The organism is Weizmannia sp. FSL W8-0401 (genome assembly GCF_038009125.1).
GTDB lineage: Bacteria > Bacillota > Bacilli > Bacillales > Bacillaceae_C > Weizmannia > Weizmannia coagulans.
Map to the genome: position 1 here is coordinate 2402553 of NZ_JBBPAG010000001.1, position 16166 is coordinate 2418718.

14 protein-coding genes and 2 pseudogenes are annotated in these 16166 nt (G+C 43.7%); 8 read left to right on the forward strand and 8 right to left on the reverse strand.

Translation table 11 applies throughout. The features are described 5' to 3' along the window. The first annotated feature begins 34 nt into the window (after positions 1-34). The 3 genes and pseudogenes from NSU00_RS11840 (at position 35) to NSU00_RS11850 (ending at position 2262) form a co-directional block, all read left to right on the forward strand. Positions 35-832 carry an amino acid ABC transporter substrate-binding protein gene (locus tag NSU00_RS11840; protein WP_340703713.1) on the forward strand — a complete coding sequence of 266 codons (798 nt, stop codon included), beginning with the start codon at positions 35-37 and terminating at the stop codon, positions 830-832. Beyond that, positions 819-1512: pseudogene (locus NSU00_RS11845) on the forward strand (amino acid ABC transporter permease). Before NSU00_RS11840 ends, NSU00_RS11845 begins: the two are co-directional and overlap by 14 nt. A 12-nt stretch (positions 1513-1524) precedes the next feature. Continuing rightward, positions 1525-2262 carry an amino acid ABC transporter ATP-binding protein gene (locus tag NSU00_RS11850; RefSeq protein WP_328193474.1) on the forward strand — a complete coding sequence of 246 codons (738 nt, stop codon included), beginning with the start codon at positions 1525-1527 and terminating at the stop codon, positions 2260-2262. A 65-nt stretch (positions 2263-2327) separates the two neighbouring features. Here the strand turns inward: NSU00_RS11850 and NSU00_RS11855 are convergent, their stop codons facing one another. Continuing rightward, positions 2328-3164 carry a formate/nitrite transporter family protein gene (locus NSU00_RS11855; protein ID WP_013860230.1) on the reverse strand — a complete coding sequence of 279 codons (837 nt, stop codon included), beginning with the start codon at positions 3162-3164 and terminating at the stop codon, positions 2328-2330. A 157-nt stretch (positions 3165-3321) separates the two neighbouring features. Here NSU00_RS11855 and NSU00_RS16080 point away from each other — a divergent pair, with 157 nt between their 5' ends. The 3 genes from NSU00_RS16080 to pflA all read left to right on the forward strand — a co-directional run bounded on the left by NSU00_RS16080 (position 3322) and on the right by pflA (position 7225). Then, positions 3322-3732, forward strand: a complete 411-nt coding sequence (locus tag NSU00_RS16080; protein ID WP_367587342.1) for a DUF2705 family protein — start codon at positions 3322-3324, stop codon at positions 3730-3732. 400 nt (positions 3733-4132) lie between these two features. Next, complete coding sequence (gene pflB, locus NSU00_RS11860) at positions 4133-6397, forward strand: formate C-acetyltransferase (RefSeq protein ID WP_340703714.1); 2265 nt, start codon at positions 4133-4135, stop codon at positions 6395-6397. A 90-nt stretch (positions 6398-6487) separates the two neighbouring features. Beyond that, on the forward strand, positions 6488-7225 hold the full coding sequence (gene pflA, locus NSU00_RS11865; RefSeq protein WP_340702869.1) for a pyruvate formate-lyase-activating protein: 738 nt from the start codon (positions 6488-6490) through the stop codon (positions 7223-7225). A gap of 267 nt (positions 7226-7492) precedes the next feature. On the opposite strand, the gene NSU00_RS11870 is transcribed toward pflA, so the two are convergent. The 5 genes from NSU00_RS11870 to NSU00_RS11890 form a co-directional block, all read right to left on the reverse strand. Further along, complete coding sequence (locus NSU00_RS11870) at positions 7493-8050, reverse strand: NADPH-dependent FMN reductase (protein WP_340702870.1); 558 nt, start codon at positions 8048-8050, stop codon at positions 7493-7495. An 18-nt stretch (positions 8051-8068) separates the two neighbouring features. Beyond that, positions 8069-8602, reverse strand: coding sequence for a DUF6241 domain-containing protein (locus NSU00_RS11875; RefSeq protein ID WP_017551797.1), 534 nt, complete (start codon positions 8600-8602; stop codon positions 8069-8071). A gap of 118 nt (positions 8603-8720) precedes the next feature. Beyond that, a complete protein-coding gene (locus NSU00_RS11880; protein WP_035189491.1) occupies positions 8721-9701 on the reverse strand; it encodes an ABC transporter permease subunit in 981 nt (326 codons plus the stop codon). Continuing rightward, a complete protein-coding gene (locus tag NSU00_RS11885; protein ID WP_340703715.1) occupies positions 9698-9886 on the reverse strand; it encodes a hypothetical protein in 189 nt (62 codons plus the stop codon). The genes NSU00_RS11880 and NSU00_RS11885 overlap by 4 nt, the downstream gene beginning before the upstream one ends. 244 nt (positions 9887-10130) lie before the next feature. Further along, positions 10131-11546, reverse strand: coding sequence for an ISLre2 family transposase (locus tag NSU00_RS11890; RefSeq protein WP_265115626.1), 1416 nt, complete (start codon positions 11544-11546; stop codon positions 10131-10133). A gap of 365 nt (positions 11547-11911) precedes the next feature. Between NSU00_RS11890 and NSU00_RS11895 the strand changes: the two genes are divergently transcribed. Continuing rightward, entirely contained in the window at positions 11912-13072 is a 1161-nt protein-coding gene (locus tag NSU00_RS11895) for a transposase (protein WP_340703716.1), read from the forward strand. A 228-nt stretch (positions 13073-13300) separates the two neighbouring features. Here NSU00_RS11895 and NSU00_RS11900 read toward each other — a convergent pair whose 3' ends face one another. Both NSU00_RS11900 and NSU00_RS11905 read right to left on the reverse strand, forming a co-directional pair. Further along, a complete protein-coding gene (locus NSU00_RS11900) occupies positions 13301-13531 on the reverse strand; it encodes a hypothetical protein (protein ID WP_237348429.1) in 231 nt (76 codons plus the stop codon). A gap of 387 nt (positions 13532-13918) precedes the next feature. After that, positions 13919-14354, reverse strand: a pseudogene (locus NSU00_RS11905) (DUF2935 domain-containing protein). A 490-nt stretch (positions 14355-14844) separates the two neighbouring features. Here NSU00_RS11905 and NSU00_RS11910 point away from each other — a divergent pair. After that, the gene (locus tag NSU00_RS11910; RefSeq protein WP_013858128.1) at positions 14845-16155 is read left to right on the forward strand and encodes a transposase family protein; all 1311 of its coding nucleotides are present in this window, start codon (positions 14845-14847) and stop codon (positions 16153-16155) included. Positions 16156-16166 lie beyond the last annotated feature (11 nt).

Genomic DNA, 16166 nt, shown 5'->3' on the forward strand with positions numbered 1-16166 from the left:
TAGACTGCAAAAATCATGAAAGGGAGTTGGCAACATGAGAAAATACATCAAATGGCTGGCCGTGTTCAGCTTGCTGTTTGCTTTAACGGCATGCGGAAAAAATTCGGACAACCAGCAGGCTTCAAAATCCAATGACTTATACGGCCAGATCAAATCAAAAGGCGTCCTTTTGATCGGAACAGAAGGAACGTACCCGCCATTTTCTTTCCATAAAAACGGGAAATTAACAGGCTATGATATCGATGTGGCGAAAGAAGTCGCAAAACGGCTCGGATTAAAAGCCGAATTTAAAGAAACCCAGTGGGATGCCATGTTTGCCGGGCTCAATTCCAAACGGTTTGATATGATCGCAAACCAGGTCGGGATCCGCGCAGACCGCCAGAAAAAATATGACTTATCAACACCCTATACGATTTCAAAAGCCGTTGTCCTTGTCCGCAAAGACAACACGAACATCAAGTCCTTCGCTGATTTAAAAGGCAAAAAATCAGCCCAGTCGCTTACAAGTAACTATGCTGATATTGCCAAGAAAAATGGCGCCAATATCGTAAGTGTGGAAGGTTTTTACCAAGCGGTCCAGCTTTTGACTTCAAACCGTGTGGATGCCACCGTCAATGATTCCCTGACCTATCTGGACTACAAAAAACAAAAACCGAATGCTGCCATTAAAGTTGCCGCTACAGCAAACGAGGCAAGCAAATCCGCTTTTTTGTTCCGGAAACATTCAGGGAAACTGACAGACAAAGTAAATGATGCTTTGAAAGATATGAAAAAAGACGGCACGTTAACAAAAATTTCAAAGAAATGGTTTGGTGAAGATGTTTCCCAATAACCTTGCGTTTATCAGCAGCGACCAGCTGCATTTGGTGCAAAGTTCCCTTCTGTCGATGCTGAAGGGAGCTTTGCATTATACGATTCCATTAACGATCATCACTTTCTGTATCGGTCTTGTGCTGGCACTCGCCACGGCGCTGGCACGGATTTCCGGCATTAAAATACTGGAATGGATTGCCCGAATCTATGTCTCAGCAATCCGCGGAACCCCGTTGCTTGTGCAATTATTTATCATTTTTTACGGGCTGCCGTCTGTGCATGTTACCATTGGTTCTTTTCCGGCCGCCATTATCGGCTTTTCGCTCAATGTCGGCGCATATGCATCAGAAGTGATCAGGGCAGCGATTTTATCGATTCCAAAGGAGCAATGGGAAGCAGCGTATTCGATCGGGATGAACTATGCGCAGGCTTTAAGAAGAATTGTGCTCCCGCAGGCTGTCCGCGTATCGGTGCCGCCGCTTTCCAATACGTTTATCAGCCTTGTAAAAGATACATCTCTTGCTTCCTTAATTTTGGTGGCCGATCTGTTCCGTAAAGCACAGGAAATTGCCTCCACCACCCTATCAATATATGCTGCTGTATGTCGAAGCCGCCTTTTTGTACTGAGTGATTTGTTTGATTCTCTCAATAATCCAGCAAAAATTGGAAGGCCGTTTTGATAAATACATCAGCAAGTAAGGAGGGACCTGTATGATTCGAATAGAAGGGTTACATAAACAATTCGGCAACCTTGAAGTGCTGAAAGGCATTGACTTAACCATTGAAAAAGGGAAAGTGATCGTCATCATCGGCCCGTCCGGTTCCGGCAAAACCACGCTGCTCCGCTGTATGAATGCCCTTGAAATTCCAAATCAAGGCAGGATACAGATCGATGATGTATCCGTTGACTTTTCCCAGCATCCCGGTAAAAAAGAACTCGCAGCTTTGCGGCAAAAATCCGGCATGGTTTTCCAACAGTACAATCTTTTCCCGCATAAAACGGTTCTCGAAAACGTGATTGAGGGGCCGGTCATTGTAAAAAAGGAAAACCGCCAGGATGCAGTAAAAAAAGCGGAAATGCTGCTGGAAAAGGTGGGCCTGCTTGATAAAAAAGAGGCGTATCCAGCAAGCCTTTCCGGCGGCCAGCAGCAGCGCGCCGGGATTGCGAGAGCGCTTGCAATGGAGCCGGAAGTGATGCTGTTTGACGAACCGACATCCGCACTGGATCCGGAACTGGTAAGCGGCGTGCTGAATGTGATGAAGGAGCTTGCTGAAGAAGGCATGACAATGGCCGTTGTGACACACGAAATGCGGTTTGCCCGCGAAGTTGCGGACAAGGTGATATTTATGGATGGCGGCGTCATCCTGGAGCAAGGCAAACCGGAAGAAGTGTTCCATCATCCAAAAAACGCACGGACCAAGCAATTCCTGCAGCTGATCCAAAGCTGACGGGCCGGAGCGGTTAATCCCATATTAAAAAGAGCTGCCTGAATAAAAGGCAGCTCTTTTTAATATTACTTGATTTTTTCAGCAGAAAAAGGGGATACGGTGTGTGTGTCCACAACAGCAACCGGCACCTTTTCTTTTTTCTTTGACGTTAAGAAGGCGTACATGGCACCGACAAAGACGCCGCCGCCAATCATATTTCCGAGCGTTACCACGCCGAGGTTGTGCAAAATGCCAACGAGTGTAATCGTATCCGGGTGCGGGGCAGCAAGTGCGAGCGCGAACAGCACCATATTGGCAATGCTGTGTTCGTAGCCTGAAATGACGAAGCCAAACACGAGCAGCATCATCGAAGCGATTTTAGCCCCGTCCCCCTTTACGTTTATCGGAACCCAGAACCCTAAACAAACAAGCCAGTTACAAAGGATCGAACGGAAAAACATTTGGGCTGTTGTCAGGCTGATTTTTCCGCCCACAACCGACATTAAAAACTGGCTGTTATCCGAATCCGCATAGAGTCCGCTGTAATGGATAAACAGCGCGAAAATCGCCGCCCCCATCAAATTTCCGGCATACGTTGCCACCCAGTTTGTGAGCGCATCTTTCCAAGTTGTCGCTTTTTTTACCGTGCTCATCGTCATCATCATCGTATTGCCGGTAAATAGCTCGCCGCCGCCAAACATAATAAGCACGAGCGCTGCACCGAAAAATATGGAAGCCATAAAGGAAGTAACCGGAGACTTCGCATCAAAAAATGGCTCGGCAAGACGGTAACAAATAATAATGGCAAAACCGATAAACATACTTGCCAACACTGCTTTTGTCACATAACGAAGCAGGGATTCTTCCAGATATTTTTTCTTATTTAACGCCATTTGAACAACAGATTCAACGGCCTCGTACATAAACACCATCTCCAACTGAAAAATGTTAAATTGTGAAAAACATCACAAACAACTGCCTTTCTATCATATCCCCTTTTTCCCTGTTTGTGTTTGTATATATTTTGAACGTTTATGAAGCGATTACACAGGAAGGGGCTTTTGACAGCTATCATTACTGGTGTTCATTGGCTGCCAGTGCCTTATCAATTTGATCAGGGTTTTTTGGGGGCAAGTGAATGTAAATAATGGAATGGGAATATTGCTATTCAGTTATTTTTTGATGATCTATGTTATCATCAGCCTCCAGTCTCTTTTGAAAATGTTTTTAAATTCCCGCATTGCGTTTCTGATCGTCAATATTTATATCGTTTTTTCCTGCATTTCAATTAGTGAAAAAGGGCTGCCAAAGTATATTTATTATTTATCCCTTAGTAATTACGGAATGGGTTTCAAACAAAATTTAGGCAAAGTGAATAGCTTATATACAGACGATTTAAATATTCATTACAGTATATTTATTTTACTCGTTTTAGAAGTTGCCATTCTAATTGCATCAGCGCTTAAAGTTAAAAAAATGGATGTCATATAGGGGGGAATACCATGATCCAGCTTATAAATGTAAGCAAAAAATTCAAGCTTACACGAAAAATATACCGCAACCGTTTTCATCTGGCTGTGTCGATTTTGTGAAATATTGAGCATGTTACCAAATCACAAACTCTCCTCAAGAAAAATAATCATATGAAAAACTGATCAATTTGTGTTATAACACGCTTTCATCGCATTTTTCTATTATATATATACGGCCAAATGTTTTGAACATTCTTTGACAACTGCATTTTCCGGCCCTAAAATGTGAACGCTATCACTATCTTTTTAAAATCGCCCGTGCTAAAATGAAAGCGTAATAAGAAATGTTCACTATTTAACAAACAAACATCCAATTCTGAAGGCAGCTCATTAATAGGCTTAAAGGAGGCCAATTTAAAATGACTGAACAATTGCTGACAAAAGCACCGCTCTCCAAAAAACAATGGGAAGGCTTTAAAGGAGGAAACTGGCAAAAAGAAATCGACGTAAGGGACTTTATTTTGAAAAATGTAACCCCTTACGAAGGCGATGAAAGCTTCCTTGCCGGTCCGACTGAAGCCACTTTAAAATTATGGGACCAGGTCATGGAACTGTCGAAACAGGAACGCGAAAAAGGTGGCGTCCTGGATATGGATACGAAAATTGTATCCACCATTACATCGCATGGCCCGGGGTATTTAAACAAAGAACTTGAAAAAATTGTCGGTTTCCAAACCGATAAACCGTTCAAACGTTCGATGATGCCGTTTGGCGGAATCCGGATGGCAGAAAGCGCCTTAAAATCTTACGGATATGAAATTGATCCGGAAATCAAACATATTTTTACAGAATGGCGGAAAACCCATAACCAGGGTGTATTCGATGCCTACACGCCGGAAATCAAAGCTGCACGGCATGCCGGCATTGTAACCGGCCTTCCGGATGCTTACGGTCGCGGCCGCATTATCGGCGACTACCGGCGCGTTGCACTTTACGGGGTAGATTATTTAATTGAACAAAAGAAAAAAGATCTTGACTTAATCGGCTGCGGCTTGATGACAGAAGAAGTCATCCGCGAACGCGAAGAACATTCGGAACAAATCCGCGCATTGCAGGAATTGAAACAAATGGCACAAAGCTACGGATTCGATATTTCCGAACCGGCTTCAAACGCACGAGAAGCTTTCCAATGGCTGTATTTCGCGTATCTGGCTGCCATTAAGGAACAAAACGGCGCGGCCATGAGCCTTGGGCGCACATCCTCTTTCCTTGACATTTATATTGAAAGAGATTTGAAAAACGGCGTCTTGACTGAACGGGAAGCACAAGAACTCGTCGACCACTTTGTCATGAAACTCCGCCTCGTCAAATTTGCACGGACGGAAGAATATAATGAACTGTTCAGCGGCGACCCGACATGGGTAACAGAATCGATCGGCGGTATGGCTTTGGACGGCCGTACGCTCGTTACGAAAAACTCGTTCCGCTTCCTGAACACGCTCGACAACCTCGGCCCTGCGCCGGAACCGAACCTGACCGTGCTCTGGTCGACGAAACTGCCGGATAAATGGAAACAATATTGCGCGAAAATGTCGATCAAGACGAGCGCCATCCAGTACGAAAACGACGACTTAATGCGTGAAGAATACGGCGATGATTACGGCATTGCCTGCTGTGTATCGGCGATGCGGATCGGCAAACAAATGCAATTCTTCGGCGCCCGTGCCAACCTGGCAAAAGCTTTGCTGTATGCGATTAACGGCGGCGTTGATGAACGGTATAAAATGCAAGTCGCACCTCCGTTCCAGCCGATCACATCGGAATATCTCAATTACGATGAAGTCATGGAAAAATACGACCGGATGCTTGACTGGCTTGCAGGCGTTTATATCAATGCTTTGAACATCATCCATTATATGCATGACAAATACAGCTACGAACGGCTTGAAATGGCATTGCATGATCGCAATGTACTGCGCACGATGGCTTGCGGCGTTGCCGGCTTGTCTGTTGCGGCCGACTCTCTAAGCGCTATCAAATACGCGAAAGTAAAAGTCATCCGTGACGAAGACGGCCTTGCCATTGACTATGAAGTCGAAGGCGATTACCCGAAATACGGCAACAACGATGACCGTGTCGACCAAATTGCCGTCAATCTCGTCAAATCGTTTATGCAAAAACTGCAAAAATATCCGACTTACCGGAACGCTGTCCATACTTCTTCGATCTTGACGATTACATCGAATGTTGTATACGGCAAGAAAACAGGAAGCACTCCGGACGGCCGGAAAGCAGGCGAACCGTTCGCACCTGGTGCAAACCCGATGCATGGCCGCGATTCGCACGGCGCAGTCGCATCGTTGACATCTGTTGCGAAACTGCCTTATAAATATTCGCTTGACGGCATTTCCAACACTTTCTCGATTGTCCCGGAAGCGCTCGGACACGAAGAAGAAACGCAGGTCTCCAACCTGGACGGCATGCTGGATGGCTATATGGCGAAAAAAGCGCACCACTTAAACGTCAACGTCCTGCATCGCGAAACATTGCTGGATGCGATGGATCATCCGGAAAAATATCCGCAATTGACGATCCGTGTATCGGGATATGCGGTAAACTTCATCAAATTGACAAGGGAACAACAGCTTGAAGTCATTAACCGGACGTTCCATGAAATGATGTAAACTGATTCGGGCGGCATGCGCCTGCATGCCCCCTCCCCCCCTATTTAACACTTAACTTATGGGGAATCTATATAGAAGGATTTGATTGAGATGAACATGACAACGCGCATTCATTCCACTGAATCATTTGGCACGGTCGATGGGCCCGGCATCCGCTATGTCGTATTTACGCAAGGCTGCCCGCTGCGCTGCAAATTTTGCCATAACCCGGATACGTGGAAAATCAATGAAGGCAATGAAATGAGCGTCGAAGAGATTATGAGCGATGTGCGCGATTACCTGCCTTTTATTGAAGCTTCCCACGGCGGCATTACAGTGAGCGGCGGCGAACCGCTTTTGCACCTCGATTTTCTGATCGAATTGTTTAAAGCGTGCAAAGAAATTGGCGTCCATACTGCCATTGACACAGCAGGCGGATGTTTCTCGCGCAGTTCCCGGTTTATGGAAAAACTGGATGAATTGATGAAATATACAAATCTTGTATTATTGGACATCAAGCATATTGACCCGGAAAAGCATAAATGGCTCACCGGCATGTCAAATGAGCATATTCTCGATTTCGCCGGGTATCTCGCTGACAAGCATATTCCAGTCTGGATCCGCCATGTGCTCGTTCCCGGCGTCGATTCTGAAGAAGATTTGCAAAAAACATCTGATTTTATCCATTCGCTGCCAAACGTCGAAAAAATCGAAATCCTTCCGTACCATAAGTTAGGCGTCTACAAATACGAGGCGCTCGGCATCGACTATCCCCTCAAAGGTGTCGAACCGCCGACAAAAGAACAAGTTGCACATGCAGAACAGATTTTGAAAAGGGAATTGCAGTAAAAAAGTGCCGGCTGCCCGCCGGCGCTTTTTTTATTCTTCCTAAAGAACGATACAACGTTCAGAAAGCGTGGAAAAGTGTTCGCCTTCTGTCTATCCTAAAAAATTGCCCGAATTTTTCATCCTTCTGCTGGTGCTGCATGCATGCGGCAAGATAGCGGCAAAAATATCCGGCGCCTTCCTTCGCTTTAAGCACGCCTGCGCTAAGCTTCGCTGATGATACGCTACCGCCCGCGCGCAACGGCTGCAGCACCATGCTGCAAAAGTGCATCATCCCAAATTTCCAGGATTGCCTCCGGAGAAAGCTTTTCCCAATTGCAACAGTTCCTGCGCAAGCTTTCGGATGCGTGCCTGGATATCGGCATTGATGATTTCATTGTCCTCATTAAAATCATCATTGTGGATAAAAACATTGCGGACCGCACAGGTGGCCTTTAAAAAGGTTAACACCGGTTTCAGCTGGTATTCAGCAACAAGAAAATGTTTGTCCGAGCCGCCGTTCATCACAATGCCGCATACTTTGGACTGAAAAGCATCGCGGTGCAAATGGTCGAGCAAATTTTTCAAAGCGCCTGTAATGGACGCCTGATAAATTGGCGAGCCAAAAACAAGGATATCCGCTTCAAGCATTTTATTAACGGCCGCAATCGTATCATCATTGTAATAAGAAAGTGGAAACCCTCTTGCAAACTCCACTTCATAATCTTTTAAATCGAGCAGTTCAGTTTCCGCTTCCGGATCTTCCGCTTTAATTGCCATAAGCACCTCATATACACCAATGGAGGTCTTCTCACCGGTAAGCGAGCCGGATATACCTAAAATTTTCACCGTTTCCACTTCCTGATGTCATTTGAAATTTTCCTTAATATATGCCGCTTCTTCAGAAGGCGTCAGCCGCCGCTCCGCTTTTCCGATGTTGCCTTTCTGGTAGGCCCAAATCTCATTATGGGCCTTCACCGCATTGCTGAAATCGCCTTTTTTCCACGGTTTTAATATACCGAGCAGCATATCCTGCAGTTCTGTATCCGCAAAAGTTTGATTGCTAATTGCCGAATACAGGGCGTCCACCTTTTCTTTTGTGATTTCGGAAGCTCCCCATTTTTCATTTGCCGCCACTTTTTGATGCGTCATATTATGTACTTCCTGCACCAATGCTTCTTCGCTCATGCTTTTGTATGCCGAAAGTTTGCGCTCAGGCGTCTTCTGGCAGAAGCTTTCCTGTATAACCGCTTTTGCAGCCGTCTCTTCCTCTGCAGCCGGTTTTTTCGAAGGTGCTGCCTCCGTTGCAATCGCTTCTCCTTTGTTAAAGTAAAAATAAGTGACACCTGCAATAAACATAAACACAGCAATCCCCATCCCAACGACAAACCGTTGAAACACAGCATCTCCCCCTTTGCTTATCATACGAAATTCGTGCTGCCCCGTAAAAAATCCTGCTTTATCATTGTATTAATGCAGCGAAAAAATTTTACCGGAAATTGGCGGAATTCCGTTTTTCTTAATAAACATCCCGTTTTGTAAACACAACAAAAGAAACCACGAGCGAGAGAAAAAGCCACACAAGCAGCACAGCAACCGAAAATCCGAGCGTCATGCCTGCAACAGGCGGGCTTGTACCATTGAGATAATTTGTCAGCTGCAAATTCACCATAAACAAATATTTTGCGCTTGGCCATGCCGATACCATATTGGTCAAAATGGCGCCGGCAATCAATGAGGACAGCATAATCCCCATTACGGCGGCCGTGCTGCGCAACAAGACAGAAAGCATAAATGTGAGGCTGCCTGAAACGACGCCGACAAACCAGGCAAGGCCAAACGCCATGAGCAAATATTTCCATTGCGAAACAGCATGCACATGTGATGTAAGGAGCTCGTCCCCTTTTATCGTAAAACCGGTAAGTATGGGCATGTTCCAGCCGTGGTAGCCGAATACCAGTCCGGAAATACCATAGGTGAATACGGCAGTGCACAGCAAAATAAACGAAACGGACAGCAGCATGGCAATGTACTTGCTAAGCAGGATGCGCCATCTTTTCACAGGGCGCGTCAGCAATAATTTGATTGTCCCGCTGCCCGCCTCAGCAGACACGATATCGCTTGCCGCCACCATGACGAACAGCGGCAAAAGCATGCCGATCGCATTTTCAATAAATACCCGCATAAACGTCGGGGCACCCGGCGCGTTCGGATTGATGTTGTGGTTGAGATAATATTGTTCCTGACTCAATGTGATACGCAAATATTTTTTAAAATCATCAGAAAGGCTTGCCGATCCGAGCCGGTTTTGCGTATCGACAATTTGTTTCTGGAGCTTAACCCGCCAGTCGGTTGTCCCGATTTTTTCCTGCAGCGCTTTCGATTCTTTGTACTGCGCGTAGGTAAAAATGGGAACAAGGCAGGCGATAATCAAGATAATGACAAGAATCCGCTTTTTCTTCCAAAGCTTCAGCTGTTCATTGTATATGAGTTGGATCATTTTTTCCTGCCCCCTGTCAGTTCCAAAAACAAATCTTCAAGCGCCGGCAGCACGGCCTTCATTTCTTTCACCCGGACCCCGTTTTGAACGAGCATTTCGTTCCATAAAGCATTTTTTTCTTCATCATAAGGGGTATGTGTCAAGTTTTTCTCGACAAGGTTTAAATATCGGGTATTCCAAGACACTCTTTTTGTACACTTTCGGCTACCGTGCTTTACTTGCTCGGTGTAATTTTCGGAAAAGATGTAATATTTCCGTATAAAGATGGATAACGGGGATGTTGAGGCGCGCGAAATTCACTCGCTTTCCGCGGGCGGCCGGCGAGCCTCCTCGCTCGTACCTCGCTGCGGGGTCTCTCCTGGCTCGCTTTTCCCGCAGGAGTCTCGTAAATTTCGCGCGCCTCAACGATCAGTCCCCACTGAGCCAAGCTTAAAACGAAAGCTCTAATATTTTGCTTAAATGTCCCATTGCCGATGAACTGCTTGAATGCAGGGCAACTGATCCGTGCTTTACGCCCACTGACGGGCGTACAGGCTGCTTGAATAGTTGAGACATCCTGATGGATTGTTGCAAGCTCCGTTGCTTTCTCGCGCTTCTTGAACGGTGTTTCAGATAGGTTTCCTGCAATGTCCCGTTAAGCATGCCCTGTTTCACCTTTACCATGGCTTCGGCGCCAGCTTTACTCCAATGCATCCCCCTTTTCTTCATTCTGAATGAGATATGCCTTTGATTTGATTCCATTGCCCCCAGGCCTCTCGCACCTTCCGGTACGTTCTCTACCTTGTCCCTCCAGTCAAAAATGCGGTCCCAGTTTTTTAGGATGTACGAACGAAACTCCTTGACTTTCTTAAGGCTCTTTTCATCCGTCAATGTGCTTTCATGCGTATCCAAATACAATGTGAATTGGTCTAGGTCATGCGTTCTAATCGCTTTTCTAATTTGCTCTTTGATCTCGCTCTTTCCGCCCCCGAATGTCCTTACGATGGCTTGTGCAACGTGGTAGGTATCCAGCTGGTTGAGCACCGGAAATTCCGACTGTGAGAATGCTGTTTGAAACCGTTCAGCTGTGTACCCCGCACCTCCATCACTATTTGTAATGACACGAGCTTTTTCTAGGGAATAGGTGTTGGCTGCTACAGCTTGGACTTCATCCCAAAATGTCTGGATGGATTTCGTCGTCATGATAACAACGGGATGGTGTAGAGAGACTCTTTTGCCATTGGTTTCCCATCCTTCATAGAGAATGGCGTGGTGGACTTCCAAACCCTGTTTCTTTTCTAGTCCCCGGACGAATATACCATCAGCTTCGGAAAACAGGTAATCTACCTTCTTTCCCTCAGGTAGTGAATCAGCTATTTCTAGCTCTTCTACAAGTGCCTTGTCGGCTTCAGCTTGCGTTTTCCCTACGTGTTTCACCATGTTCCCTACAGTTGTGTGACTAAGGCTCACTGCTGTCCATTCTTTTAAAATATCAGCTACCTCCCGATAGGTGTTCTCACTTGCCAACTCTGCCACCTTTAACTCCACTAACGGGCTGTATCGTTGGTATGGTAAAAGCCCTAACCATTCATCCAGAGGATAATGTGAATTCCCTTTCTGGTCATGCATTAGTGAACGTTTAAAGGTCACATTTCCAAATAAAAACTGAATGCTTCTGTTATCACTCCGGCAGTACTCCCAGCCATCCTCCAGCTTTTTTTGCTTAATTGTTTTATCTAACGTCTCAAATATTTCCCCAACCCATTGCGTAAAGGCATTCTGGATCAGAATTTTAACTTGTTCTTCAAATTCAATAAGACTTTTTGTATCCTTTAATAATCTAGCAATTATTGATATAATATCCATAGGAAGACCTCTTTCTAAATGTATTCGCCCACAAGCGTACATTTAAATGATAGAGCGTCTTCCCATTTTTTTCCACCCATCTGCCCTTCGAGTAAAATTTTACACATACAAATTTGATTCCCCACAATTGGCAAGACTATGCTGATATACCCTTTGTCATTCCAGCCGTGTGTTTTCCATGGGAGATTTTTAAACCGGTTGAACGAGATTACTATACCCTTTTATACTTGCACTTAAAAAATGAAAGAGCACATAATCATTCTGATGAAATCCAGCCAGCACTATTTTCAATACCCGAGGAAGAAGATAAGTCTGCGTCTCCATTATTTCATCCCTCTCCCGCAGGGAGAAAACCACATCATTTCATGCCCTTTTTTCGTGCTTTTGAACGGGCCCCTTTACAATATATTGAAGTGATGGTTGAGAGTGTCTATTTACAAGTGAAATCAAACCCGCTATTTGCCGCCATGTGTGGTTTTACGGAGAAAATTCCGAGTTACCGTTCCTTTGCTCGCTTTGATCAAATCATGACAACAAATGATCTTTGGGAAAAAGCCCGGCTATTGGTGGTTGAATATAATACAGGGGAAGGCGTGGTTGAAACGGTTGAGGAAGCAGCCGCCGTGGATACATCACATATAGAGGCAGAAGCAACGTTGAATAAAACAAGAAAGACGTGTTCTTGCGAAGGGGATTGCGATTGCCCTAGAATTCTTACGGATGATAACGCGGGGGTAATGCGTAAAAGTACTGCAGTCTCCTATATTGCGCATAAATTATCAATGGTATGCGGGGTGAAATCCGGCTTGCCTTTGACGCGGGAAGTATTCAAAGGAAATACACCTGATGGGAAAACATTAGAAACGACATTGGAGACGTTTAAGGCGGAGAACCCCGAGATGGTTGAGCAGTTGGACTTTATCTTGGCAGATGGAATCTACCAAACGCCGGAAAATCAAAAAGTGACAAAGGATGTATTACAGGCGAAATTGGTGGCACCCATCAACCCACGGAACCGTAAAGATAAACCAACTGCCGCCCGGGGAATTGAAAAAATCAATCGGTATGGTATACCCGTCTGTATCAGTGAACATAAAATGGAACTTAGGGGATCAGATCGGGAAAAGGGGCAATATATTTACACTTGTCCTGTATTCCATCCAAATGCCAAACAAGAAGGACTCACCTGCCCGCTGGCGAATCACGTGGAATGTTGTAATAGAGCAGCACAAGGAAGAGTATTTCGGATAGACTTCGATCAAGCTCCTCAAGTAGATGTCGAGTTGCCCCAACATGGGCGTACATTTGAAATGTTATATAGTGCCAGAACGATCATCGAACGAATCTTTGGCATTCTAAAAGACGGATACAGTCTCCGTCGTGTTCACAAGCGTGGAAAACAGGCAGTTGAAGCGCATGTAGATCGATGTATGATATCTATGCATATCATGGCAAATATGGCGTACCATCAAACAGGAAAGGCCAATTGTGGATGGACACGCCATCGACTACAAAGAGCGAATTAAGTTATTCACAGGTGGATATGTGAATAAGTTCAATATAGCATCTCCTTTCCACAAAGGGCATTGAAAAAAACACCCATTTTGTGAAGGCAGGATACGTATGCCCTTTTTTGGAGAAAAATGCCCATTTTATTTCTGTTGAATTTGAAAATCTGGAAGAAAAGCAAAAAAAACGGGATCATTAATTTTCCAATGCCTCGTTTAAGGGGAATTTTTTATTTTGGCAGAGGCTCATAAGTAAATCGTAAATAAAGCCGCCAAGACAGCCATAACAAAGTAATCATTACTATCCATTTTCGTACCGTTTTTAACAAAAACACTTAAAGCCCAATGCAATATGGTTCCTTCAGCCGTCTTCGAAACGAATTTTTTGCCGATATTGTAATACAGCACTTTGAATAAGGCAAATGCAATTGAAAGGAACAAATAAAGCAAGATAAACTTACCAAAAAACAAAAGCATTGCCGTCACTCCTACATTTAGTATTCTTCAACCAATAACTTAATTTTATCAAAAATGTCTATAAGAGAAAAGGGGACATTTGTGATGGCTTTCGAAAATTTTTTCCACAAATTTTGTGCAGAGGTAAACAAAATTCTTGTTAACTTAAAGGTTTAAAGGATGTTTTCGACCCCCCGACCACCGGTATGCGCTCTTTTTTGTTCGTTCTACATATCTGGTTAAAAAAAAGATATCCGCGAGTCGTGTGCAGTTGGTGGGGAAAAGAGAAGAGTAAAAGAAAAAAGTTTTCAGCCTACCATCATGAGGTACCCTCCTTCAATCGTGTGAAGAAGGGGGCTGGGGCGCAAGATAAAAACACCCTCGCGCTGAAAATGGATGAACAGGGTGTTAAAGCTTCTTTAAACTAAGCTTGGAATTACGGCTGGTACAAAATGTCTGGGCTACACCTATAAAATATTCTGATTCACAATAATATGGTTCAACACCACTTTAGCTGTCGGGTTTGTGCTGATCGGTTCACTTGCTTCCATAAGCGTGCGACAAAACCGGATAAATTGTTCACTCTGCTGTAAGCAAAATTGGGTTAGTTGCAAAATATCTTGGTAGAGTGCTTGAGAAACTTGACCGTTTCAATATACCTTATCACGCGATGATGTGCCTTTGAAAAAGCGTTTTCCCATTCTTGTAATGCCTCCACATACTTTTGTTCGAGATTTCTAACAAGCTCCCGGATCACAATCGTATGTTCTTCTTCCTGGTGTTTCCAAAACTCAGCCTCATCCAGCACACGCAAAGGCATTTGATTCCCATAATAATAGTGCATAGCCGAATCCTCCATCGTATTCGTGTCTCAATTTATACATATTCAAAGGATTAAGTAGTAGAACATGATAAGGAGTATTGCTGCGTAATAACGCTCGATCCCCATGAGGCCGTACCGGTTGGACCATCTTTTCATTCACCATGTGCAAGACTACTTTTTCCCGGTAAGTGTCCGGACATTTTCTTTGATGGCCCATTGAACTTTTGCCCCAGCATACCCGCATAATCCGGAAAAACGAACGTTATAAAATGAAATAAAATTTTTCATGTCAAAATCAATTAGGATCAGGGCAGCTCTGAGGAGTAAAAATTTTTCGTGATAATTTAACTATTCCCCCCCAAAAATGCGGCTAAATATGTAATAATTTAAATAATTAGAGCTTGCTGGACGAATATTTTGGCATGGCTTAGTGACAAGTCGAATACAAGCTAAAATTTGATTCGTTCAGCAAGCCCTAATTAAACTTGGCTGTTTTGAGGGGGTTTTTATTTTGGTTACTAGAAAAGAAAAAAGAAATCGTGAAAAAGAAGCAAATTATTTTTTCGAGTTCCTTAAAATTCAGAAGCATTTTTTCAAAGACCTGATGAATAACCTAAAAAAGGTAGCAGACCACCGACATCAAAGCTATATCACTTATGGTCCAGAGGTCCTTTTATTTACGATGATGTTGAAAAATATGACCGGCCTAAAATCCATGAGAAACATGAGTGAGAGTTTTAATAAAGAAGAATGTATTAAAAATGTAGGGAAGGTGTTAGGCTTAGATTCTCTTGAAGAACTTCCACATTATGATACAATTAACGACTTTTTATCTGGCTTAGATGTAAATGAATTAGAAAAAATTAGAACGTATATGATTAAAGAATTATTGAAAAAAAGGTCTCTCGAGTCTTATCGAATTGAAGGAAAGTACTGGGGTGTCATCATTGATGGAACTGGATTACACACCTTTCATGAGAAACATTGTAAACACTGCCTGAGACGGGCATATACAAATAAAGAAACAGGAGAAACGAACGTACTTTATATGCACCATGTACTTGAAGCCAAGCTTGTCGTGGGGGATATGGTCTTCAGTATTGCCTCCGAATTTATCGAAAATGAATCAGAAAATGTTTCTAAGCAAGATTGTGAATTAAAAGCCTTCGACAGGCTGGCAAAGAAAATAAAAAAAATATTTAAAAGACTACCGATTTGTATCTTGGGAGATAGTCTCTATGCATGTGAAACGGTATTTAATCTGTGCAGGGCGCACAAATGGAAATATATATGCAGATTTAAGGAAGGGAGAATTAAAAGTATCTCGACGGAGTTTAAGGCAATAAAAGAGCTGGAACAAAGTAAGGATCAGAATTCATTAGTTTGGGTGAATGATATTGCCTACAAAGACAGAACGGTCAATCTGATGGAGGCCACAATGAAAACAGAGGATGGGAAATCGAAAGAGTATGTATTTATAACGGATATTAAAATCACGAAAAAGAACGTGGAACGACTCATCGCTGCAGGAAGAAGCCGCTGGAAGATTGAAAATCAAGGATTTAACGAACAAAAAAATAATCGTTACAATATAGAACATGCCAATAGCCAAAACTACACAGCCATGAAAAATCATTATTTATTAGTTCAAATAACAGATATTATTAGACAGCTGTTTGAAAAAGGTTCGTCAATCTTAAAAGCACTCAAAAAAACGGCAAAAGAAAAATCCTCAAATCTGTTGGAATCGTTTCGGACACGTATTTTAACAGACGAGGATTTCACCCATTTAAGTAAGCCAATACAAGTAAGGTTTACTTAATGGTTATATTA

Coding starts and splice junctions, on each gene's coding strand:
- pflB (WP_340703714.1), top strand. CDS start 4,133: ATGACTGAACAATTGCTGACAAAAGCACCGCTCTCCAAAAAACAATGG.
- NSU00_RS11890 (WP_265115626.1), bottom strand. CDS start 11,546: ATGGATATTATATCAATAATTGCTAGATTATTAAAGGATACAAAAAGT.
- NSU00_RS11855 (WP_013860230.1), bottom strand. CDS start 3,164: ATGTACGAGGCCGTTGAATCTGTTGTTCAAATGGCGTTAAATAAGAAA.
- NSU00_RS11880 (WP_035189491.1), bottom strand. CDS start 9,701: ATGATCCAACTCATATACAATGAACAGCTGAAGCTTTGGAAGAAAAAG.
- NSU00_RS11900 (WP_237348429.1), bottom strand. CDS start 13,531: ATGCTTTTGTTTTTTGGTAAGTTTATCTTGCTTTATTTGTTCCTTTCA.
- NSU00_RS11850 (WP_328193474.1), top strand. CDS start 1,525: ATGATTCGAATAGAAGGGTTACATAAACAATTCGGCAACCTTGAAGTG.
- NSU00_RS11895 (WP_340703716.1), top strand. CDS start 11,912: ATGCCCTTTTTTCGTGCTTTTGAACGGGCCCCTTTACAATATATTGAA.
- NSU00_RS11840 (WP_340703713.1), top strand. CDS start 35: ATGAGAAAATACATCAAATGGCTGGCCGTGTTCAGCTTGCTGTTTGCT.
- pflA (WP_340702869.1), top strand. CDS start 6,488: ATGAACATGACAACGCGCATTCATTCCACTGAATCATTTGGCACGGTC.